Below are 22,633 nucleotides of genomic sequence, written 5' to 3' on the forward strand. Positions count from 1 at the left end.
GGGCCTGCTTACAAAATCAGTTACCCTGGAATTTTTCAGCAATCAGCTCGTGGTTAATAAACGCTCCAGCCTTGTTACCGGTATAAACCGCAGATGACACCGATCGCATGGCAGCAGCGTTATCTCCTGCAGCATAAATTCCAGGTATGCTGGTTTGCTGAAGATCATTGACCTCAATATGCCCTCCTGCAGTAAATTTACAGCCCAGTTTTTCCGGAAGGGCACTTTGTTGTTCAAAAGGCGGCCTGGCATAAAATGCATTGAGCTGGAAAATACTGCCTTCCTTAAACACCAGTGCCTTAAGCACGCCATTTTCATGTACCAGTTCCTGTAATTCCCGTTCTTCGACCCGGATATTCATTTGCTGCAGCTGCAGCAAATGCTCCGCATTTAAAGTGGCGGGGCCATTGGTAAAAACCGTCAGCTGATCCGTCCAGTTGCTGATCAGTTTTGCCAGTTCCAATGCCGGTTCTCCGTTCATCAAGATACCAGTAGCCTGGTTTCTAAATTCATAGCCATGGCAGTATGGACAATGGATTACAGATAAACCCCAGCAGTCTGCAAAGCCTTTAATTGCTGGCATCAGATCTTTCTGTCCGGTTGCAAACAAGATTTTTCTGGCATTAAATACCTGATCAGAACCGACAACAACTTTAAAGTAGTTATCATGCACTGTTACATCACTTACAACTCCTTCTTTAAATTGAACGGTCGGATAGTTCATCACTTCTTTTTTTCCAAGTGCCGAAATTCCGGCAGGCGTATTTCCATCCTGTGTTAAAAAATTATGAGCATGTGGGGTTTGCCAGTTACAAGGCGTTCCTCCATCAATAACCAATACTTCGCGGATAGCCCTACCCAGGGACAATGCGGCTGAGAGCCCGGCGTAACTTCCCCCAATGATAATGACATCGTAATGTTTAGACATATGATCCATATGATAAGTTTAAATTAAATGCAATCAAGTTGCAAATATAAAAACCACAACTTATACAAATGCAATTTGGTTGCAATAATTTAATTTCCAGCTCCTTTATGCTTTAAAAGCAAAGGTATTAATATATGGAATCAGCATTTTTTTTAACAAAGCACAGGAGAATGCATTGGAGTTTTGACATAGGTATGGATATTGAATATACAATCTGTTCTAAATCAACAACATTTATCAAAAAAATCTTTGCTGTAAAATTATTAATTTCTATCTTTGCCGTCCCTCACGGGAAAAGGAGATTTAATTTTAATGGCTAAAAAACAAGTAGCAGAAAAAGAACTAGAGGCTAAAACAGCCGAACTTCAAGGTGCAGACGCTCGTCTGGCTGAGAAAGAAACTATTGAGTCAGAAGCTGATTCAGTATCGATCGAACAGATCAAATCATCGTTGGCAACTCCAGATCAGGATTTTGACTGGGATGCAGATGATAAAGCATTCGGTAATTACAGTGATGCAGACCGTAAAAAGTTTGAAGATATGTATACCGATACTTTCAATCAAATCACTCAGGGTGAGATCATCAGTGGTACCGTTGTTTCCATCAACAACAAAGATGTAGTATTGAACGTAGGATTTAAATCAGACGGTTTGGTATCTACTTCTGAATTCCGCGATACACCTGATTTGAAAGTTGGCGATAAAGTTGACGTTTTCGTGGAAGCCCCTGAAGATGCTAACGGCCAGTTAATTTTGTCTCGTAAAAGAGCTAAAACCCAAAGATCATGGGAGTCTATCAATGAGGCGCTTGACAATGACAGAATCATCAACGGATTTGTTAAAAGCCGTACTAAAGGTGGTCTTATTGTTGATATCATGGGTGTTGAAGCTTTCTTACCTGGTTCTCAAATTGACATCAAACCTATCCGCGATTACGATGTATACGTGGGTAAAACAATGGAATTCAAAGTTGTTAAGATCAACCACGAATTTAAAAACGTAGTTGTATCTCATAAAATCTTAATTGAGGACGATTTAGAAAGCCAAAAAGTGGAGATCGTATCTAAACTTGAAAAAGGTCAGGTATTGGAAGGTACAGTTAAAAACATCACTGACTTCGGTGTATTCATCGATTTAGGTGGTGTTGACGGTTTACTTCACATTACTGATATTTCCTGGGGCCGCATAGAGCATCCAAAAGAAGTATTGAGCTTAGATGAGAAAATCAACGTTGTTGTTCTTGATTTTGATGACGAGAAAAAACGTATTGCATTAGGTTTAAAACAATTGACTCCTCACCCTTGGGAATCTTTAGATACTGGCTTAGCTATTGGCTCTAAAGTGAAAGGTAAAATTGTTACTGTTGCTGATTACGGTGCTTTCTTAGAAATCATTCCTGGTGTTGAAGGATTAATCCACGTATCAGAGATGTCATGGTCACAAAACTTACGCAGCCCTCAGGAATTCCTGAAAGTTGGCGATGAGATCGAAGCTGAAGTGTTAACTTTAGACAGAGATGACCGTAAAATGAGCTTAGGTATTAAGCAACTGACTCAGGATCCTTGGCAAAATGTTGCGGAAAGATATCCTATCGGAAGCAAACATACTGCAGTAGTTAAAAACATGACTAATTTCGGTGTATTTGTTGAAATTGAAGAAGGCATCGATGGCCTGATCCATATCTCTGATCTTTCATGGTCTAAAAAAGTTAACCACCCTAACGAATTCACTAAAGTTGGTGATACATTAGACGTAGTTGTTCTTGAATTAGACGTTGATAACCGCAAATTGAGCTTAGGTCACAAACAACTGGAAGAAAACCCTTGGGATACTTTTGAAACGATCTTCACTTTAGATTCAATTCACCAGGGAACTGTTGTTAAAGTAACTGATAAAGGTGCTGTTATTGCTTTACCTTATGGTGTAGAAGGTTTCGTACCAACCAAACACATGGCTAAAGAAGACGGTTCTGTAATCAAAGCTGAAGAAACCAATGACTTCAAAATCATTGAATTTAACAAAGATGCCAAACGTATCGTTGTTTCTCATGCCCGTATCTGGGAAGAGGCTAAAGCTGAAGCTGTTGCTGAAGAAAGAAACGCCAAGAAAAAAGAAGCCAAAGCTTCCAGCAGTGCAGTTAAAAAAGTTAAAGATTCAGTTGAAAAATCTACATTAGGTGATTTAGGCGTGCTTGCACAATTAAAACAACAAATGGAAGGTGAAGAAAACAAAGCCAAAAAAGGCGAGTAATCTTTAAAAGCTTATATATTGAAAAGCATCCCCTAACCGGGATGCTTTTTTTTTGCCCGGCCCCGATCAAATCTTTTTTGTATTTTGCAATCACACACCATTGATCAACCAATTATCATTAACAATGAAAAAAATAGCAACAGGAATTCTATTAACTTGTATCCTATTTGCCAAATCAGCCAGTTCGCAGTTCAACGGCATCATTCCACAACCTGTTCAGTTCAGGTATACTGTTGAACAAGGGTTCTTTAACATCAGCCCCCAAACCAGGCTTCTGGCTGACACCTTAACCAAATCAGCAAATTTCATCAACGAATACCTCTTAAATTATTATGGTTTTGACCTCAAACAGTCATCCATGGAAAGTAAACAGGCAATCCGTCTCCGAATTGATCCAGATAAAAATCCAAAAGAAGGTCAGTACACGCTAAGCGTAAATCCGGGGAGCATAGAGCTCAGCGGCAATTCCCCGCAAGCGATTTTCTACGGCATCCAGTCTCTGATCCAGCTGTTACCTGTGGAGAAAAATACCAGCAAAACCCTCTCCATACCAGCCTTAGAAATTGTTGATTATCCCCGTTTCGCCTACCGGGGCATGCACCTGGATGTAAGCAGGCATTTCTTTGATGTCTCCTTTATTAAAAAATATATCGATTACCTGGCCCTGCACAAACTGAACACCTTTCACTGGCATCTTACTGACGACCATGGATGGAGGATTGAGATCAAAAAACATCCAAAACTTACTGAAATTGGTGCCTGGAGAAATGGTACTATTATCGGTCTTTACCCCGGAACGGGTAATGATGGCCTGCGCTATGGTGGTTATTATACACAGGATGAGGTGAAAGAAGTGATCAGGTATGCAGCGGATCGTTACATCAATGTCATCCCTGAGATTGAGATGCCGGCGCACAGTATGGCTGTTCTTGCCGCCTATCCGGAATTTGGTACGGAGCCTGCCAAAAAATATGAAGTGGCCCAGACCTGGGGCATTTTTAATAAGTTTAACAATGTATTCCAGCCTACTGAACCAACTTTTAAATTTCTGGAGGAAGTTTTAACAGAAGTAATGGAGCTGTTTCCATCGAAATACATTCATATTGGTGGTGATGAGGGCTCCAGGATCTGGTGGAAACAATCTACAGTTTCGCAAAAGATCATGAAAGACAAGGGGATAAAAGATGAAAGTGGCCTGCAAAGTTATTTCATCCACCGGATAGAGAAATTTGTGAACAGTAAGGGTAAAACCATCATTGGATGGGATGAGATTCTGGACGGAGGACTGGCACCCAATGCTGTTGTAATGAGCTGGCGCGGCGAAACAGGCGGTATAGCGGCTGCAAAACAAAAACATAAAGTAATCATGACGCCAGAAAACATGATGTATTTTAACCATACCCAGTTCATAAAGGATGACTCGCTTACCGCCGCTAAATACCTGCCTTTAAAAACGGTATACGATTACGAACCGGTTCCTGCCGTACTTACTGCAGATGAAGCCCAATACATCTGGGGAGGACAGGCGAACTTATGGTCTGAGTACATTGCCAATCCGGCAAAAGCGGAGTACATGCTTTTCCCCCGTCTGGATGCCTTAAGCGAGATTTTATGGAGCCCTAAAGAAAAACGCGATTACGCAGATTTTCAGAACAGGTTAAAGATACAGTTTAAGCGTTACGACCTGATGAAGGTAAATTACAGTAAACGATATTTAACAAATTAAAGCATTTAAGCCCAATAACCTAGCTATGTATTTTCCAGTTTTAGAATTTAAACCTGCTTTATACATTTGGCGTTACAACTTTTTGGCTATATTTGCATAATCTTTAAGTCAATGCAAAAACGAACACTGCTAGACGGTCAAAAATTCCAGATCACAATTAAGCGACTTTGTCATCAATTAATTGAGAACCACAATGATTTTTCTAATACAGCCCTAATTGGTATACAACCTCGCGGCAGCTATTTTGCCGACCGGGTAAAAAACGAATTGTCAGAAGTCCTGAAAAAAAATACGATACTGAAAGGTAATCTGGACATTACTTTTTTCAGGGATGATTTTAGACGGAAAGATGGATTGGTCTCAGCAAGCAGCAATACCATAGATTTCATTATTGAGGGCAAGAATATCATCCTAATTGATGATGTGTTATGGACTGGCCGTACGATTAGGGCAGCGATGGATGCCCTGCTGGCCTACGGCAGACCTGCAAAAGTAGAACTCATGGTGTTGATCGACAGGAGATTTTCCAGACAACTGCCTATAGAACCCAATTACATAGGACATCAGGTAGACAGTTTAAACTCACAAATGGTACGGGTAAGCTGGAAGGAAACCGAAGGAGAAGACAAAGTTATCTTAATATCAGAAAGCAATAAATAATATGGCAGTAGAAAAATTATCAACCCGACATCTTTTAGGTATCAAAGATATTAACCGGAATGATATCGAACTGATCTTCGAGACTGCAGATAATTTTAAAGATGTCATTAACCGGCCCATAAAAAGAGTACCATCGTTAAGAGACATTACCATAGCCAATATATTTTTTGAGAACTCGACACGTACCAAGCTTTCTTTTGAACTGGCCGAGAAAAGGCTTTCGGCCGATGTCGTAAATTTTGCTGCCTCGTCCTCTTCTGTAAGTAAAGGAGAGACACTCATCGATACGGTAAATAACATCCTGGCCATGAAGGTAGATATGGTGGTGATGAGACATCCTTATGCCGGGGCAGGTCAGTTTTTGAGCAGGCACATCAAAGCCCAGATCGTAAATGCAGGTGACGGGGCGCATGAACACCCTACTCAGGCTTTGCTGGATGCTTTTTCTATCCGCCAGAAACTGGGTGAGGTAGCCGGCAAAAAAGTAGTGATCGTTGGCGATATCCTGCATTCAAGGGTAGCCATTTCCAATATCCTGTGCCTGCAAAAACTTGGCGCAGAGGTGATGGTCTGCGGCCCTACTACCCTGATACCTAAACATATGGAAAGTTTGGGTGTAAAAGTTGAACACAACCTGATCAAAGCCTTAAACTGGTGCGATGTAGCCAATATGCTGCGCATACAGCTGGAAAGACAGGACATCAAATATTTCCCATCCCTGAGGGAATATGCCATGATGTACGGACTGAACAAACAGATCCTGGACAATCTGGATAAAGAAATCGTGATCATGCATCCTGGACCAATAAACCGGGGGGTAGAGATTACCAGTGATGTAGCTGACAGCAAACAGTCCATTATCCTGGAACAGGTTGAAAATGGGGTTGCTGTCCGCATGGCTGTGCTGTACCTGCTGGCCGCCCAAAACGACTAAATTTACAGGTCAGTATATCCTGGAATAAAATATTACCGGATATTTTTCAAGGATCAATACGAACTTTCTTTTATAACCGTTAAACCTGTGTTATCAACAGATGTTAATTTCTTATGTTAATAAGACCCAATACTATATTTATATTAGTACCAACCATATTTGAAATCAGATGTCAAAAAAATACCTTTTTATTCCGCTACTGCTAGCAGGTGGCTTTACAACTGGTTACGCCCAGACAAGCGTACTGGTAAACCTGAACAAGAATTACCAAACTGGTCTGGAACTACTGGATAATGAAAAATATGTAGCGGCCGCGCAACAATTTAAACTGGTGGAACAGCTTAGGCAAAAACCAGGCACTCAACAGGAAAGCAATGCGGAATTGTCTATGCTTAAGGAAAATGCGAAATTCTATGCGGCAGTTTGTGCGCTTGAGCTTGGCAACAGCGATGCAGAAAGCCTGTTTCAAAACTTTATTAAAGATTATCCGCTTAATCCAAATACCAAACTGGCCTATTTCCATGTTGGCAAATCGTATTTTGACCAAAAGAATTACCAGAAAGCCCTGGAATGGTTTGAGAAAACCGATCCTTCTACGCTTTCAGGCAAGCAGCGCCTGGAATATCAGTTTAAACAAGGTTATGCTTATTTTGAACTGAACAACATGGAGAAGGCGGAACCTTTATTTGAGGCTGTCAAAAAAGAAAAATCCCCCTTTCAGGAAAGCGCAACCTATTACTTTGCTTACATTAACTACCTGAATAAAGAATATAAAACTGCGTTGAGCAATTTTGAAAAGCTGAAGGGTTCGCCGACCTATGAAGCCAGCTATCCTTACTACATCACCTCCATGTATTACCTGGATGAAAGGTACGATGAGGTGATCAGCTATGCCATCCCTATTTTAAAAACTTCAAAACAGCAGTATGAGGCAGAAATGCTGAGTTTGATTGCGGCTTCTTATTTTGCAAAATCTGATTATGTAAATGCGGAGAAATACTTCAGGGAGTTTTACGCGAAAGACAAGTCCAACAATAAGAACAATCTCTTTACCTATCAATATGGCTATGCGCTATTTGAATTGAAAAAGTACAGTGAATCTGTTACGGTACTGGAAAAACTGGATACTGATGATGTGTACCTGCAGAGTGGTATGTATACCCTTGGCCGTTCATTTTTGCAGTTAAAGAATAAGGAGAAAGCAAGAAGTGCATTTTTCAGGGCATCCAGACTTGATTTTGATAAAGTGGTACAGGAAGAAGCCTGGATCAATTATGCGAGATTGAGCTATGAGCTTGAATTTAACCAGCAGGCGCTGGAAGCTACGCAGAATTTCCTGAAACAGTTCCCTTCTTCCCGTAAGATAAATGAGGCCAAAACCTTGCTTGGCGAAATATTGCTGACCAGTAAAAATTATCAGGCTGCAATTGATATTCTGGAACCCATCCAGAGCAAATCGCCTGAAGCCAGGGAAGCGTATCAGAAAGTAACTTATTTCAGAGGGCTGGAGTTTTATAATGAACGTGCATTTCCAAATGCACTGTCCATGTTCCTCAGATCGGAAAAATTCCCGGAAGATGAGGAGATCTTCGCGCTGAACACCTATTGGAAAGCGGAAGCCAGCTATGAGCTAAGGAAATTTGGTGAAGCTGTAAGACATTTTGAAACCTTCCTGGATTTGCCGGGCGCCAGCAAAACAGGCGTTTACAATTTTGCCAACTATGCATTGGCCTATTCAGCATTTGAGGATGAAAAATATGGAAAAGCTGCTGCTTATTTTGAACGCTTTTTAAAGGGCAATGACAAAGATCAGAAAACAGTAAATGACGCTACCATCAGGCTTGCTGATTCTTATTTCGTGAACAAAAGTTATGGCAATGCCCTGGTAAATTACAACAGGATCATTGACAACAAAGCTGCCGGAGAAGACTATGCTTTATTCCAGCGCGGGATGATACAGGGATTGGAAAACCAGAATGATGCCAAGATCAATACCATGCAGAATTTGCTGAAACAATTTCCTACCTCTAATTACGCGGATGATGCAGGCTTTGAAATGGCTTATACTTATTTCAATAAAGGAGAACTGGACAAATCAAAATCAGATCTGATCAGCCTGGTAAGCCAATATCCCAACAGCAGTTATGTACCCCGGGCCCTGGTAACCATCGGTCTTGTACAATACAACCAGGATCAGGATGATGCGGCACTGGAATCATTCAAAAAAGTGATCCGGGATTACCCAAGTACGGAAGAAGCCAAACAGGCACTGGAGTCGATCAAAAATATTTATGTAGACAGAGGAGATTCACAGGGCTTTATCAACTATGCGGGTACTACCCCATTGGGCAACTACTCGAACGCAGAACAGGACAATATTTTATTCCAGGGCGCCAACAACCTTTATTTAAAAGGAGATGCTAAAGGTGCTTTCGAGGCCATCAATGCTTATTTTGACAAATTCCCTAAAGCAATTCATGATAAAGAAGCTAAATTTATAAGGGCAGAATCGTTGGTGAAACTGGGCCGCCCTAATGACGCGATTCCTGATTATGAATATATCCTGAACGACTGGACCAGTGATTATACGGAACGCTCGCTGGTAAGTATCTCCAAACTATTCCTTGATCAGAAAAAATACAATGAAGCCATCGTTTACCTGAAAAGGCTAGAAACTACAGCTGATTATAAAGTTCACTATACTTATGCGCTGAATAATCTTTTAAAAGCTTACAGTGAGTTAAACATGCCGGATGATGTATTAAAATATGTGCAGCTGGTTAAAGAATCTGACAAGGCTTCGGAAGAAGAAAAAAACAGTGTAGACCTTTATGCAGGTAAAGCCTACCTGTTGAAAGCGGATACCACCCTGGCTGTAAAAGCATTTAACAGCGTGGTTGGCAAAACCAAAACCCTGGCAGCTGCTGAGGCCAAGTACAATCTGGCTGCGGTACAGTATACCAAAAGGGATTACAAAACCTCTACAAAAACCTGTTTTGACCTGATCAACAACATGCCTTCTTATGATTATTGGGTAGCGAAGGCATTCATCTTATTATCCGACAACTATGTAGCCTTAAAGGATAATCTACAGGCTAAAAGCACGCTTTTAAGCATTATTGACAATTATGAAGGTAAGGACGACATCGTACCTACCGCTAAAGCCAAATTAGAAAAAATTAAATAAGAAAAAGCGACATGAGATTGACCAAGTTAATATATACAACCCTATTTTTTATTGCTGCCGGAGCATTAAGTACCAAGGCCCAGGATCCGAAAACGCCAGAAAAGAAAGCGGAAGAAAAAGCGGTGACCGAAGAGATTGAAGTGGTGAGGCCTTATAAACCGGTACTGGCCGAAGCGGTTAAACTGAGGAGAAGCCCCGATTTAAATGACATCAAAACCTATAAAGCCAAGTTTAACTACAGCCTGACAGACAGAAAGCTGGACCTGAATTCTGACATCAATAAGCTACAGGCACAACAACTGGTAGCCGAAAAGGAAGCTGAACTGATCAACAACTACGTTAAAGGTGCTTTTGGGTCTTCAAGAACGGTCCTGGCCGAAGCTTATGTAAACATTGGCCGCGATGAGGCCTTGCAGGCTGGCGCATTTTTCAAGCATTTTGGCCAGGCAGGCAGCCTGAACAAACAGAACGCCAACCAGCAGCAACTGAGTGTTTTTGGCAGGAGTATTGGCGAGCAGGCTACCCTGAGCGGCCGCCTGAATTACCAGAGAAATGGTCTGTTCTTTTACGGAATTGACAAAGCCAATCCGACCCTGAATCCTGATCCGGAACAACAGGCATTTAATTTCATAGAAGCGGAAGGCGAAATTGTAAACAAATTTACGGAAGACCCGGATGCTTTAAGTTACGCTGCAAAACTGAATGGCTATATCTGGAATGATAAATACGATGCCAAAGAAAGCTCCATTGTGCTTAATGGTTATTTAAATAAAAGGATCAGCAGTTTTAATCTTGGGCTTGCTGCTGCTGTTGAGTTTGGCAGTACCAAGGATGCGCTTACCGATGTGGGCAATAATCTGCTGAGGCTAAATCCTTATATCAGGCTGCAAACCAGTGGTGTTAAAATTAATGCAGGAATTAACTTTGTACAGGAATTTGGAACGGTCTCTTCCAGCCGGATATTCCCTGCAGTAACTGCTGATTTCACGCTGATCCCAGACTATCTTCAACTTTTTGGTGAAGTAAAGGGCGACGTAAACCGCAATTCCCTGAAACAGTTTACTGATGAAAACCCTTTTTTAAACAGCAATATTGCCATCAGGAATACTATTGAAAAATTGAGCATAAGCGGTGGCATCAAAGGCACCGGGGGTCCTGGTTTTGGCTATAAAGCCAGATTTTATCACAAACGCATGGAAGACATGCCTTTATTTGTGAACAACTTTAGCAGCTTCAATAAGTTTGATGTGATCTACGATTTCGGGACAATGAAGTTAACGGGTTTGGAAGGTGAATTGTCTGTACAGGTAAGTGATGCCCTAAAATGGACCGGAAAATTAAACCTGGAGGATTATAAACCCGCTGCCGAAAGCCAAAGCTGGTTTAAACCGAAAATCCGTGTAAGCTCTGACCTGATGTATGCCATCACCAAGCAGCTTAGCTTAAATGCAGCTGTGGCCATTCAGGATGATAGTAAAGCAAAGATCTATACCGCTGCCCCTGCAAATCCATACCTGATTCCGGATATGAACAATGAGACCATCGTTACGGTTAAAGGATTTGTGGACCTTGGTGTAGGTGCAACCTATAAGATCAACAATAAATTCTCGGCCTTTGCAAGAGCCAACAATTTGTTGAATACCAAGTACAGTAAGTACTTACATTATGAGGTTATTGGCTTGAATATATTTGGAGGCTTAGCCTACTCATTCTAAATGCTTTTCAATTAATAATTGGTTGATACGGAATTAAAATTTATTTTTACCAGAATGGATATCTTATCATACCTGACAACACTTATAAAAACCCATAAAGAAGTGGGAATCCCCGGATTGGGAACCATTTATAAAAGGAAATCTCCCGGGAGGTATGATACAGAGACGCATTCGTTTTTGCCACCAAGCTATACCCTGGCCTTTACTTCAGATTTAAAGGAACAGGAACTGCTTACAGGCATCATCAGTAAAGAAAAAAATATATCAGCAGATGCTGCTGCCTATTTTACGGAGCAGTTTGCTCAAAATACACTTGACGAACTTTCAAACCAGCAGGAGTCTGATTTTGGAAACCTTGGCACTTTCTCTACGGTGTCGGGAAGCCTGACCTTCATTCCTAAACAGGATCAGAATTTTGGTTTTGATTTTTATGGTTTACCTGCGTTAAAGGATGAACTGGTTTTGGGAGAAGAGAAATTGGATGAAGAAGATCCCCAGGTAACAAGGGAGCAGCTGGAACTGGAAAACAACAATGCTGATTTAGGGGACGGTTCGGAACTTATTGAAACACCGGCAGCAAGTGATGATGAAGCTGGAACAGATGATGTACTTATTGCGCATCTGGACAGTACAGAAGAGCAGCTTCCGGAGGCTGTGTCAGACAACGATGATCAACCGGTATATGAAGAAATAGCCGAGGTAGTGAGTCCTGTTCAGCCAGAAAACCAGCAACCTGAGCTGCTCATTGAAACCCCTGAAGAGCTGAACGAAGAACAACAAGAGGAAGAAAAAGAGCAGCCCATTATTTTTGAGCCACTGGAACCGGTAAATACAGCTTACATTACAGAACAGCAGGAAAAAAGGGGGATGCCGGTTTACCTGAAAGTAACCATCGCTTTATTGGCAGTAGCGGCTATTGCAGCAATTGCTTATGCAATTAAACCGGAATTATTTAAAGGGGCTGCTGTAAACGAACCGCGGAAACAGGACAACACACAGGCCATAAAGGAAAACGATCAGCGAAAAGCAGATTCGATAGCCCGGGCAGACAGCATCAGGATCAGCAATGAAAAAGCCATCATGGCTATAGATTCGGCCAAAGGCCTGCCGGTTAGCCCGCAGGGGCAAGTGCCGGCAGATACCATCATTTCTTATGACATCATTGCGGCCTCTTTATTAAATAAAAAGGAAGCGGACCGCTTTCTGGCCGATATGAAGAAAAGGGGTATTCCTGCAAAAGTTTCAAAAATGCGCGGCAAAAGGATCAAGATCAGCATCGGCTCCTTCCTGGATGAAGACAGCGCAAGGAAAGAACTGGAGGTCCTTAAAAAAACTACGAAGATCCCCGGAATTTACGTTACACCAATTAGACACACAAACAATCCTAAATAATTATGATCGCATTAATTCAAAGTGCCACTGATACCATTCAACAACTTACCGACACCACAAATGCATTAAATCAGGCTGTTACCCCTGCGCCGCCGGAACTACATTTCATAGATCTCCTGCTAAAAGGAGGATGGGTAATGCTGCCCCTTGCTTTTTTAGCATTCCTGGGGCTGGTTATCTTTGTGGAAAGGTACCTGACCATCAGAAAGGCATCAAAAACAGAATCTAACCTGATGCTCCAGATCAGACAGTATATTCACGAAGGCAGGCTGGAGAATGCGATTGCATTATGCAGAAACAACAACTCACCGTTGGCCAGAATGCTGGAAAAAGGCTTAAAACGTATTGGCCGTCCTATTAAAGACATTGAGGCCGCGATTGAAAATAATGGCAAACTGGAAGTATCCAAACTGGAAAAGAACATCGGGATACTGGGTATCATTGCCGGTATTGCCCCTATGCTTGGATTCGTAGGGACAATTATTGGTGTAATTACCATTTTCCATGATGTTTCCATTAAAGGCGCTATCGAGATCGGTACCATATCGGGTGGTCTTTATACCAAAATGATTACTTCGGCAACCGGGCTGATCATTGGTATCATAGCCTATGTATTGTACCACATCTTAAATATGATGGTAGAGCGCATCATCCTGAGAATGGAAACTGATGCCATTGAATTTATTGATCTATTAGAAGAGCCAGGGAAATAATGAATCTACGCAAAAGAAATAAGGGAACAGTAGAAGTACATACTTCTGCACTGAACGACATCATGTTTTTCCTGCTGTTGTTTTTCCTGCTGGCTTCTGCAGTAGTTAATCCGCAGGTAGTAAAGCTGTTGTTGCCGCGTTCTGAATCGGGACAACAATCTTCAGCACAAAAAACCGTTACTGTATCTATAGATGAGAAACTAAATTACTTTGTAGACAAGCAAAAGGTTAGCCTGGAACAACTGCAAACCACGATAGAAAGCTTCCAGAAAGCCTCCCCGGATTTAACTATAGTACTTTATGTAGCCCGGGGTGTTTCCATAGAAAATACCATGCTGGTATTTGATGTCGCAAACAAATTAAAACTGAAAGTTGTACTTGCTGTAGAACCGAAGAAATGATGACTTATCCTAACGAAGAAAATAATTATCCCAAAGCGCTGGCCATATCAACCGGGATCATGGCCCTTTTACTCGCTTTGAGCTTTTTCATTGCCATAGGAACCTTCCAGCCGGAACAGACAGGCATGGGCGGAATAGTGGTCAACTACGGAACTTCCGTAGAAGGCATGGGAACAGATTATACCAGTATCGAAGAGCCTTCTGCCGATCCCAATGCCAACAACCAGGCACCGGACAAAGTAGTCCCGGATGAACCTACTCCTCAAAAATCAACAGCACAAACCAGTGATAAGGAGATTGTAACACAAAGTACGGAAGATGCCGTAAGTGTGAAAACAAAAACCACTAAAAGTACGGCTACCCCCGTGGCCACTGCAACAGAGACAAAACCGGCAAAACCGGCCATCAATCAAAATGCATTGTACAAGGGAAAAACCAATAAAGGTACCGGTGGTGGCGATGGGACAGGCAGCACTCCCGGCAATCAGGGCAGTGTAAATGGTGATCCGCTATCCAATAACTACGGTGAAGGTGGCTCTGGTTTTGGTGAAACCCCGATTGCTTTAAGAAAATTTACCAACCTGGTTACCCCGCAGGATGAGGGGCAAAAAACAGGGAAAATTGCCGTAAGGATAAAAATCAATAAAAGCGGCGTGGTGATCGATGCCACCCCTGGAGTTAAGGGAACAACCCTGAACGACAGGGAATTATGGCAAAAATGCAAAGATGCCGTAATGGGTGCACGCCTTACGCAGTCAGAATCAGCACCAGATGTTCAGATTGGTGTAGTTGTTTTCAACTTTAAAGTAAAATAATCCTTCAGCTTTGGTAATTTTGCGTCATCAGGCATTTACAGATGAACTATAAACAAACCATTGACTATTTATACAGCAGGCTCCCCATGTTTACACGTGTGGGAGCTGTTGCTTTTAAAAAAGACCTGCACAATACCGTGGTGATGTGTGAGCAGCTCGGTCATCCGCAAAACAAGTTTAAGAGCATACATGTTGGCGGCACAAACGGAAAAGGCTCTACATCGCACATGCTGGCTGCTATTTTTCAGCAGGCGGGCTACAAAACAGGCCTGTATACCTCGCCACACCTCAAAGACTTCAGAGAACGCATCCGGATCAATGGTGCAATGATACCGGAAACTTTCGTAACTGATTTTGTGAACCGGCAAAAGGAGCTCATCGAAGAGATCAGCCCCTCGTTCTTTGAAGTAACCGTGGCCATGGCTTTCGCCTACTTTGCCGAAGAAAAGGTAGACATCGCAATCATCGAAGTAGGTTTGGGCGGCCGGCTTGATTCTACCAATATCATTACACCCGAACTGGCTGTCATCACCAATATCAGTTTAGATCACACCAATATTCTGGGCAATACTTTAACGGCAATTGCGACCGAAAAAGCCGGAATCATCAAAGCAGGCATCCCCGTTGTGATCGGCGAAACACAAACTGAAACAGCACCGGTATTCCTTGCCAAAGCTGCGGAAACCAACAGTCCGCTGGTATTTGCTGATCAGGAATTAAGCACGTTAAATAATTCGCGTGAAAATGAATACCTGGTCAGTTCTGTGTACAAAGGCAAAACCGCCCTTTATGAAGCGCTGCGTTTAGACCTTAGTGGCATTTATCAGCTAAAAAATATCCTGACGGTATTACAGTCCATTGCCATTCTAAAAAACAAAGGCTATACCATCAGTGATGAAGCCGTTTATACTGCATTAAAAAATGTAAAGGCTTTAACAGGCCTGCAAGGCAGATGGCAAAAGCTCGGTGAGCATCCGCTGATCATTTGCGATACCGGGCACAACATGGCTGGTATAAAAGAAGTGGTACAAAATATTAAGGACACCAGCTTTCAAACGCTGCACATGGTTATTGGTATGGTTAAGGATAAAGACATCAGTGGCGTGCTGGCCTTGCTTCCCGCCGGGGCCAGTTACTATTTTTGTCAGCCACAACTGGAAAGGGCACTTCCGGCCCATGAACTGGCATCGCAGGCAGCAGCCCAACAGTTGTATGGAAGTATTTTTAATACGGTTAGCGCTGCCTTCAGCGCTGCCAAAAAAAACGCAGGCGATGATGACCTGATCTTTGTTGGTGGCAGTACTTTCGTTGTAGCAGAAGTGCTATGAAATCTTTACACTATAAATAAAGAATACTTCTCCCCATTTTCTATATTTAGCGAGCTTTAATGATTCTTTCGCAAACTTACAAAGTCCCACAATTTAACTTGCAAAAAGTTTCATAACCTTAACCAATATTGAACAAATACCAAAACACATTAAAACAAAACACACAAAACAAAAATGAAAAGAATTTACTTGCTGTTTGCTGCGCTTATCCTGCTTACCCAGGTATCATCAGCTCAAAAAAAAGCCATTAAAAACGAATCAAAAAAAGAAATCCCGGGAGCTCTAAACCGGCCAAAACTGGTTGTCGGACTGGTGATTGACCAGATGAGATGGGATTACCTGTACCGCTACTACAGCAGGTACACGAGCGGTGGTTTTAAAAGACTGATCAATGAAGGTTTCTCGGCCGAGAATACTTTTATTCCTTATACCCCAACTTATACCGCATGTGGCCATGCCAGTATTTATACAGGCTCCGTACCTTCCATTAACGGCATTATCGGAAACGACTGGTACGATCCCCAGCTGCAGAGAAGCGTATACTGCGCCGAAGACACCACCGTTAAAACTGTAGGGAGCAATACCATGGCAGGTTTAATGTCGCCAAAGAATATGCTGGTTACCACCATTACCGATGAACTTCGCCTGGCTACCAATTTTAAAAGCAAAGTAATTGGAATTTCATTGAAAGACCGTGGTTCTATTTTACCAGCGGGCCATTCAGCCAACGCTGCCTATTGGTTTGACGGACAAACCGGTGACTGGATCACCAGTACTTATTACATGAACCAGCTCCCGGCCTGGGTTCAGGATTACAACAAGCAGAAACAAGCCGATCGTTTTTATGCCCAGAACTGGAATACGCTTTATCCGATTGACAGCTATACCCAGAGCACTGCCGATGACAAAAGCTATGAGCGAAAAACCAGAGGTGAACAAACGCCTACCTTCCCCCATCCCTTAAAACTCTACATCGGGAAAAATTACGAGATCATCAAAAGTACACCATACGGAAACACCATTACCCTCGACCTGGCCAAACAGGCAATTGTTGCCGAAAACCTGGGACAGAACAACACCACCGATTTCCTGGCGGTGAGCTGTTCGGCTACCGATTATGTAGGCCACCAGTATGGTCCCAATTCTATCGAAGCTGAAGATACCTACCTGCGCTTAGACAAAGACCTGGAAGCCTTCTTTAATTACCTGGACACTAAGCTGGGCAAAGGAAATTACCTTTTCTTTTTATCTGCGGATCATGGCGCAGCGCATGTTGCAGGCTTTATGACCGAGAATAAATTACCTGGAGGAACATTTTCTGATACCAATATCATAAAAAACCTGAATGCCCAGTTCGAAGATAAATTTAAAGTGAAAAAAGCAATCATCACAGGCATGAACAGCCAGATCGTATTTAACCACGATGCGATCAAAAAAGCAAATGCTGATTATGAGGAAATGAAGACCATCACCATTGACTACCTCAAAAGACAGCCTGGGGTAATGAATGCAGTAGATTTAAGTAAACTGAGCAGCACCACACTGCCTGAACGTTTAAAAATGGTCATCACCAATGGCTACAATGCCCGTCGCAGCGGCGATATTTATTACATGCTGCAATCGGGCTATTTTAGTGGCAGCAGTGCAGGAACCACGCATGGTTCATGGAACCCTTACGATTCGCACATCCCATGCGTATTTATGGGCTGGAAAGTAAAACCCGGCAAAACCAATAAAACACATTATATGACCGATATTTCGGCAACATTGGCGGCCATGCTGCACATACAAATGCCTAGTGGTTGCGTAGGTGAGCCCATTACAGAGCTTACCCATCCATAAGCAAAGCTATTCAACATCAATTAAAAGCTGTTCTGGAACAAAAACCCGAACAGCTTTTTGTTGTTTAGGCCATTGCATTTGATGCAATGATCTTTACCAGCCTGCGCCCGGTTTTTGTTACCTTTGTGTACCGATTATAAATCTGATATGGAGCAAATTGAAATCTATAAACCCAAACATAAAATCCGTTTTGTTACTGCTGCTGCACTTTTTGACGGTCATGATGCGACCATCAACATCATGCGCCGCATCCTGCAGTCCTCTGGTGCAGAAGTGATACACCTGGGGCATAACCGTTCTGTAGAGGAGGTGGTAAACTGCGCAATTCAGGAAGATGTTCAGGGGATAGCCATGACCTCCTATCAGGGTGGACATATGGAATATTTCAAATACATGTACGACCTGCTGCGGGAACGCGGTGCTGCCCATATTAAAATATTCGGTGGTGGTGGAGGTGTAATCCTTCCCTCAGAAATTGCAGAACTGCAGGAGTATGGCATCACCAGGATCTACTCTCCCGATGACGGCCGAAAAATGGGCCTGCAGGGTATGATCAATAACATGCTCCAGCAAACAGATTACACTACTGTCAACTCATGGAATGGTGAGCTTAAAACCATCCCGCAAAAAAACGTCAAAAGTATTGCCTCTGCAATTACGGTAGCTGAAAACGATCCTGAAGCTGCACAGCAATTTGTAGATGAGTTAAAAAAACTGACCTTAAGCAGTCAGGCCCCCGTACTGGGCATCACCGGTACCGGCGGTTCTGGTAAATCGTCCCTGGTAGATGAACTGGTGAGGCGTTTCCTGATCGAAGTTGAAGATAAAACCCTGGCCATTATATCAGTAGATCCCTCCAAGCGTAAAACGGGAGGCGCCTTGCTGGGCGACAGGATCCGCATGAATGCCATCAACAATTCCCGGGTATATATGCGTTCATTAGCCACCAGGCAGGCCAACCTGGCCCTGTCTAAAAACGTCCAGGAAAGCATAGACATCTGTAAGGCCGCCGGATATGACCTCATCATTGTAGAAACTTCCGGAATAGGACAGTCAGATACCGAAATTACCGAACACTGCGATGTTTCCCTGTATGTAATGACACCAGAATTCGGTGCCGCTACCCAGCTGGAAAAGATTGACATGCTCGATTTTGCCGATCTGGTAGCCATCAATAAATTCGATAAAAGAGGAGCACTTGATGCCCTGAGGGATGTCCGCAAACAATACAAGCGCAACCATAACCTTTTCGATGCCAAAGATGAAAACATCCCGGTGTTCGGCACTATGGCTTCACAGTTTAACGACCCGGGCATGAACAACCTGTTTACGGCCCTGATCAGCAAAATTGAAGAAAAAACAGGACTTAAGTTCGATGCCCGGATGGAGCTGACCTCCGGACAGTCAGAAAAGATCTACATTATCCCCCCCGACCGGATCAGGTACCTCGCTGAAATTGCCGAAGCAAGCCAGAGCTACAACGAATGGGTAACTAAGCAATGTTATATTGCCCGCAAACTATACCAGCTGCAGGGGGTCATTCAGCTTACACCGCGGGAAAACATGACAAAAGACATCTCTGTCAGCGAAGAAACAGCGGCAACCCTGCAACAAGTTTACCAGCATCTCGAAGAGCAGCTAGATGGAGAATGCAGGCGTTTGTTACGTCAGTGGCCGGAAACAAAGATCAAATACCAGCAAAAAGACTTTATCTATAAGGTAAGAGACAAGGAGATCAAACAGCCGCTGTTTTACGAATCATTGTCCAAACTTCAAATCCCTAAAGTGTCCTTGCCCAGGTACGAAGACTGGGGTGATATTCTTCGCTGGCTACTGACCGAAAATGTACCGGGAGAATTCCCTTATGCTGCCGGCGTATTCCCGCTAAAACGTGAGGGAGAAGATCCGACAAGAATGTTTGCCGGAGAAGGCGGACCCGAAAGGACCAATAAAAGATTCCATTACGTATCCCTCGGACAACCCGCCCATCGCTTATCCACTGCCTTCGATTCTGTGACCCTATACGGAGAAGACCCGCACATCCGTCCGGATATATATGGAAAAATAGGCAATTCCGGTGTCAGTATCGCCACCCTCGACGATGCCAAGAAACTGTATTCAGGTTTTGACCTCTGCGCAGCTTCCACCTCAGTGTCCATGACCATTAACGGACCGGCCCCTATGTTGCTTAGCTTTTTCATGAATGCGGCAATAGACCAGCAATGTGAACAATACATCATAAAAAACGGGCTGCAAAAAGAAGTGGAGTTGAAAATAAAAGACATTTACAAGGCAAAAGGCCAGGAAATGCCACGTTATAATGGTGCCTTACCCCAAGGCAATGACGGACTTGGATTAATGCTTTTAGGTGTTACCGGCGACCAGGTATTACCGGCAGACATCTATGCAAAAATAAGGGCACATGCCATTAGCACAATTCGCGGAACTGTCCAGGCCGATATCCTCAAAGAAGATCAGGCCCAGAATACCTGTATCTTTTCAACCGAGTTTGCACTGAGGATGATGGGCGATATCCAGAACTATTTCATTACTGAGAAAGTCCGAAATTTCTATTCCGTATCTATCTCAGGCTATCACATTGCGGAAGCCGGCGCCAACCCCATCTCTCAATTGGCATTTACGCTTAGCAACGGATTTACATTTGTAGAGTATTACCTGAGCAGAGGCATGAACATCGATGATTTTGCCCCTAACTTGTCCTTTTTCTTCTCTAATGGGATTGACCCTGAATATTCAGTCATCGGTCGTGTAGCGCGGCGCATCTGGGCAAAGGCCATCAAAAAAAAATACAAAGGGAACGACAGGTCGCAGAAGCTTAAATACCATATCCAAACTTCAGGCAGATCCCTGCATGCCCAGGAAATCGACTTCAATGATATCCGTACCACACTGCAGGCACTTTACGCCATATACGACAACTGCAATTCCCTGCATACCAATGCCTACGATGAAGCCATTACCACTCCCACAGAAGAATCCGTGCGCAGGGCAATGGCCATTCAACTGATCATCAACAGGGAACTCGGATTGGCTAAAAATGAAAACCCATTACAGGGCTCTTTTATTATAGAAGACCTTACTGACCTGGTTGAAGAAGCAGTATTGGATGAATTTAAACGCATTAATGACCGGGGAGGCGTGCTTGGTGCTATGGAAACCATGTACCAGCGTAGCAGAATACAAGAAGAAAGTCTTTATTACGAAACTTTAAAACATAACGGAACTTATCCAATAGTTGGCGTAAATACCTTCCTGAATAAAAATGGTTCCCCTACCATTGTACCAGGCGAGGTGATCCGCGCTACAGAAGAAGAAAAACAATACCAGATCACCACCTTAAAAACCTTCCAGGAGAGGAATGCAGATCAAGCAGAATTGGCCTTAAAGAACCTTCAGAAATCCGCTGTTGCGGGAGACAATATATTTGAACAGCTGATGGAAGTAGGTAAAATATGCTCCTTGGGACAAATATCAAAAGCCCTTTATGAAGTTGGGGGCCAGTACCGCAGAAACATGTGATGGCTAGGCGTGTATCCAGCTAAACTTATACTCCATTGTAGGGTTTTTCATCCGTTCTGCAACCCGCAATAACCTTGCAGGTAAAGCCATGATATAATCACGGGCCTTCTCGCCTGCTTCATTTAAATCAACCATACTTTCCAGTTTCCACTCCTCAATCAATTGCTGCATGATCTCTACATAATCAATCGCGGTATAAACGCCTAAACGCTGAGCAGCATCCGTAAAATGACCAAAAGTCTGCCCAATCTTCAATCCCATTTCCCGCAGGAAATGCGCAGGCATCACGATCTTCTGACGCATCATATCTTCAAATGCAATCATCGCTTCGTTCCGGTCAACTTCAAAAATCTTAGACATAAAATCTTTATAAGCCTTAGCATGACGGGCCTCATCAGAAGCAATCACACCACACATCTTAGACAACAAAGTGTCCCCGTCCTTTTTAGCCAATGAGGCTACCCTTCTGTGCGAAACATTTGTAGCCAGCTCCTGAAAGCTCGTATAAATAAAGTTACGGTAAGGATCATGGCCGGTTCCGATATCAAATCCATCCGCTATTAAATACTGCGTTGAAATTTCCATTTGCCGCATATCTACCCTTCCAGATAGGTAAAGGTATTTATTCAGTAAATCACCATGTCTGTTTTCTTCGGCAGTCCAGTGACGGGTCCATTTCATCCATCCACCTTTTTCATCCCTTGAAATTCCATCCACCATACTCAGCCAGGACTCATAAGTTGGCAAAGCCTCCTCCGTAATGGTATCACCGATCAGTACTGCAACAAGATCATAAGAAAGATCATTTGCATTTTCACGTAGTATTTTTATATCCTGGTAAAATGTATCGCTGGTAGAATCAGGCAAAAAATCAGATGGCTGCCAATTTGTATCAATCGGTTTCAAGTAGGTATCCATCATTTCAAGCATATAGCTCTCTATGTGTAACATTACTTCCCTTCTTTTTTCTGCGAAAAAACTCATTCGTTTTATAATTTTAAATTTGTATCAAAGATAACCAAAAATTGTTCAAAATAAGTGATGAGCATCATTTATTCCTAATAAAGTTCTATATAATTGCCTAAAATAGTGTTAAATTTTGTGCAAGGCGGGGCTTTGTTGCAAACCGTAATGATCAGACAGGCAAACAGCTAATGAAAGCGGGACATGCCATGTGCTGATAAGAATTCCGGCTGCTCTAT

General features: G+C 42.8%; 15 protein-coding genes. 13 read left to right on the forward strand and 2 right to left on the reverse strand.

Annotated elements, in window-relative coordinates:
- Positions 1 to 16 precede the first annotated feature (16 nt).
- Entirely contained in the window at positions 17 to 928 is a 912-nt protein-coding gene (locus R2Q85_RS07320; protein ID WP_316811105.1) for an NAD(P)/FAD-dependent oxidoreductase, read from the reverse strand.
- 312 nt (positions 929 to 1,240) lie between these two features.
- On the opposite strand from R2Q85_RS07320, the gene rpsA reads away from it, so the two are divergent.
- The 13 genes from rpsA (at position 1,241) to R2Q85_RS07385 (ending at position 21,431) form a co-directional block, all read left to right on the forward strand.
- Entirely contained in the window at positions 1,241 to 3,178 is a 1,938-nt protein-coding gene (gene rpsA / locus R2Q85_RS07325) for a 30S ribosomal protein S1 (protein WP_316811106.1), read from the forward strand.
- A 124-nt stretch (positions 3,179 to 3,302) separates the two neighbouring features.
- Positions 3,303 to 4,904, forward strand: a complete 1,602-nt coding sequence (locus R2Q85_RS07330) for a beta-N-acetylhexosaminidase (protein ID WP_316811107.1) — start codon at positions 3,303 to 3,305, stop codon at positions 4,902 to 4,904.
- Positions 4,905 to 5,015: 111 nt separating this feature from the next.
- Entirely contained in the window at positions 5,016 to 5,564 is a 549-nt protein-coding gene (gene pyrR, locus R2Q85_RS07335) for a bifunctional pyr operon transcriptional regulator/uracil phosphoribosyltransferase PyrR (RefSeq protein WP_316811108.1), read from the forward strand.
- Between the two features lies 1 nt (position 5,565).
- Positions 5,566 to 6,498, forward strand: coding sequence for an aspartate carbamoyltransferase catalytic subunit (locus R2Q85_RS07340; RefSeq protein ID WP_316811109.1), 933 nt, complete (start codon positions 5,566 to 5,568; stop codon positions 6,496 to 6,498).
- A 169-nt stretch (positions 6,499 to 6,667) separates the two neighbouring features.
- Positions 6,668 to 9,685: a tetratricopeptide repeat protein gene (locus tag R2Q85_RS07345; protein ID WP_316811110.1), complete on the forward strand. Its 3,018-nt coding sequence runs from the start codon at positions 6,668 to 6,670 to the stop codon at positions 9,683 to 9,685.
- Between the two features lie 11 nt (positions 9,686 to 9,696).
- A complete protein-coding gene (locus R2Q85_RS07350; RefSeq protein ID WP_316811111.1) occupies positions 9,697 to 11,400 on the forward strand; it encodes a hypothetical protein in 1,704 nt (567 codons plus the stop codon).
- A gap of 54 nt (positions 11,401 to 11,454) precedes the next feature.
- The gene (locus tag R2Q85_RS07355) at positions 11,455 to 12,792 is read left to right on the forward strand and encodes an SPOR domain-containing protein (RefSeq protein ID WP_316811112.1); all 1,338 of its coding nucleotides are present in this window, start codon (positions 11,455 to 11,457) and stop codon (positions 12,790 to 12,792) included.
- A 2-nt stretch (positions 12,793 to 12,794) separates the two neighbouring features.
- Complete coding sequence (locus R2Q85_RS07360; RefSeq protein ID WP_316811113.1) at positions 12,795 to 13,505, forward strand: MotA/TolQ/ExbB proton channel family protein; 711 nt, start codon at positions 12,795 to 12,797, stop codon at positions 13,503 to 13,505.
- Positions 13,505 to 13,906: a biopolymer transporter ExbD gene (locus tag R2Q85_RS07365; RefSeq protein WP_316811114.1), complete on the forward strand. Its 402-nt coding sequence runs from the start codon at positions 13,505 to 13,507 to the stop codon at positions 13,904 to 13,906. Before R2Q85_RS07360 ends, R2Q85_RS07365 begins: the two co-directional genes overlap by 1 nt.
- Positions 13,903 to 14,721, forward strand: a complete 819-nt coding sequence (locus R2Q85_RS07370; protein WP_316811115.1) for an energy transducer TonB — start codon at positions 13,903 to 13,905, stop codon at positions 14,719 to 14,721. Before R2Q85_RS07365 ends, R2Q85_RS07370 begins: the two co-directional genes overlap by 4 nt.
- Before the next feature lie 41 nt (positions 14,722 to 14,762).
- On the forward strand, positions 14,763 to 16,049 hold the full coding sequence (locus R2Q85_RS07375) for a folylpolyglutamate synthase/dihydrofolate synthase family protein (RefSeq protein ID WP_316811116.1): 1,287 nt from the start codon (positions 14,763 to 14,765) through the stop codon (positions 16,047 to 16,049).
- A 174-nt stretch (positions 16,050 to 16,223) separates the two neighbouring features.
- Positions 16,224 to 17,891, forward strand: coding sequence for an alkaline phosphatase PafA (gene pafA, locus R2Q85_RS07380; RefSeq protein ID WP_316811117.1), 1,668 nt, complete (start codon positions 16,224 to 16,226; stop codon positions 17,889 to 17,891).
- A gap of 147 nt (positions 17,892 to 18,038) precedes the next feature.
- A complete protein-coding gene (locus R2Q85_RS07385) occupies positions 18,039 to 21,431 on the forward strand; it encodes a methylmalonyl-CoA mutase family protein (RefSeq protein WP_316811118.1) in 3,393 nt (1,130 codons plus the stop codon).
- Positions 21,432 to 21,434: 3 nt separating this feature from the next.
- On the opposite strand, the gene R2Q85_RS07390 is transcribed toward R2Q85_RS07385, so the two are convergent.
- Positions 21,435 to 22,415, reverse strand: a complete 981-nt coding sequence (locus R2Q85_RS07390; RefSeq protein ID WP_316811119.1) for an acyl-ACP desaturase — start codon at positions 22,413 to 22,415, stop codon at positions 21,435 to 21,437.
- Positions 22,416 to 22,633: the final 218 nt, after the last annotated feature.

The sequence above is a fragment of the Pedobacter heparinus genome, from assembly GCF_032678725.1.
Taxonomy (GTDB): domain Bacteria; phylum Bacteroidota; class Bacteroidia; order Sphingobacteriales; family Sphingobacteriaceae; genus Pedobacter; species Pedobacter heparinus_A.

Bases quoted from the DNA above. Each gene is read 5' to 3' on its own strand.
- R2Q85_RS07320 (WP_316811105.1), bottom strand. From the start codon at position 928: ATGTCTAAACATTACGATGTCATTATCATTGGGGGAAGTTACGCCGGG.
- rpsA (WP_316811106.1), top strand. From the start codon at position 1,241: ATGGCTAAAAAACAAGTAGCAGAAAAAGAACTAGAGGCTAAAACAGCC.
- R2Q85_RS07330 (WP_316811107.1), top strand. From the start codon at position 3,303: ATGAAAAAAATAGCAACAGGAATTCTATTAACTTGTATCCTATTTGCC.
- pyrR (WP_316811108.1), top strand. From the start codon at position 5,016: ATGCAAAAACGAACACTGCTAGACGGTCAAAAATTCCAGATCACAATT.
- R2Q85_RS07340 (WP_316811109.1), top strand. From the start codon at position 5,566: ATGGCAGTAGAAAAATTATCAACCCGACATCTTTTAGGTATCAAAGAT.
- R2Q85_RS07345 (WP_316811110.1), top strand. From the start codon at position 6,668: ATGTCAAAAAAATACCTTTTTATTCCGCTACTGCTAGCAGGTGGCTTT.
- R2Q85_RS07350 (WP_316811111.1), top strand. From the start codon at position 9,697: ATGAGATTGACCAAGTTAATATATACAACCCTATTTTTTATTGCTGCC.
- R2Q85_RS07355 (WP_316811112.1), top strand. From the start codon at position 11,455: ATGGATATCTTATCATACCTGACAACACTTATAAAAACCCATAAAGAA.
- R2Q85_RS07360 (WP_316811113.1), top strand. From the start codon at position 12,795: ATGATCGCATTAATTCAAAGTGCCACTGATACCATTCAACAACTTACC.
- R2Q85_RS07365 (WP_316811114.1), top strand. From the start codon at position 13,505: ATGAATCTACGCAAAAGAAATAAGGGAACAGTAGAAGTACATACTTCT.
- R2Q85_RS07370 (WP_316811115.1), top strand. From the start codon at position 13,903: ATGATGACTTATCCTAACGAAGAAAATAATTATCCCAAAGCGCTGGCC.
- R2Q85_RS07375 (WP_316811116.1), top strand. From the start codon at position 14,763: ATGAACTATAAACAAACCATTGACTATTTATACAGCAGGCTCCCCATG.
- pafA (WP_316811117.1), top strand. From the start codon at position 16,224: ATGAAAAGAATTTACTTGCTGTTTGCTGCGCTTATCCTGCTTACCCAG.
- R2Q85_RS07385 (WP_316811118.1), top strand. From the start codon at position 18,039: ATGGAGCAAATTGAAATCTATAAACCCAAACATAAAATCCGTTTTGTT.
- R2Q85_RS07390 (WP_316811119.1), bottom strand. From the start codon at position 22,415: ATGAGTTTTTTCGCAGAAAAAAGAAGGGAAGTAATGTTACACATAGAG.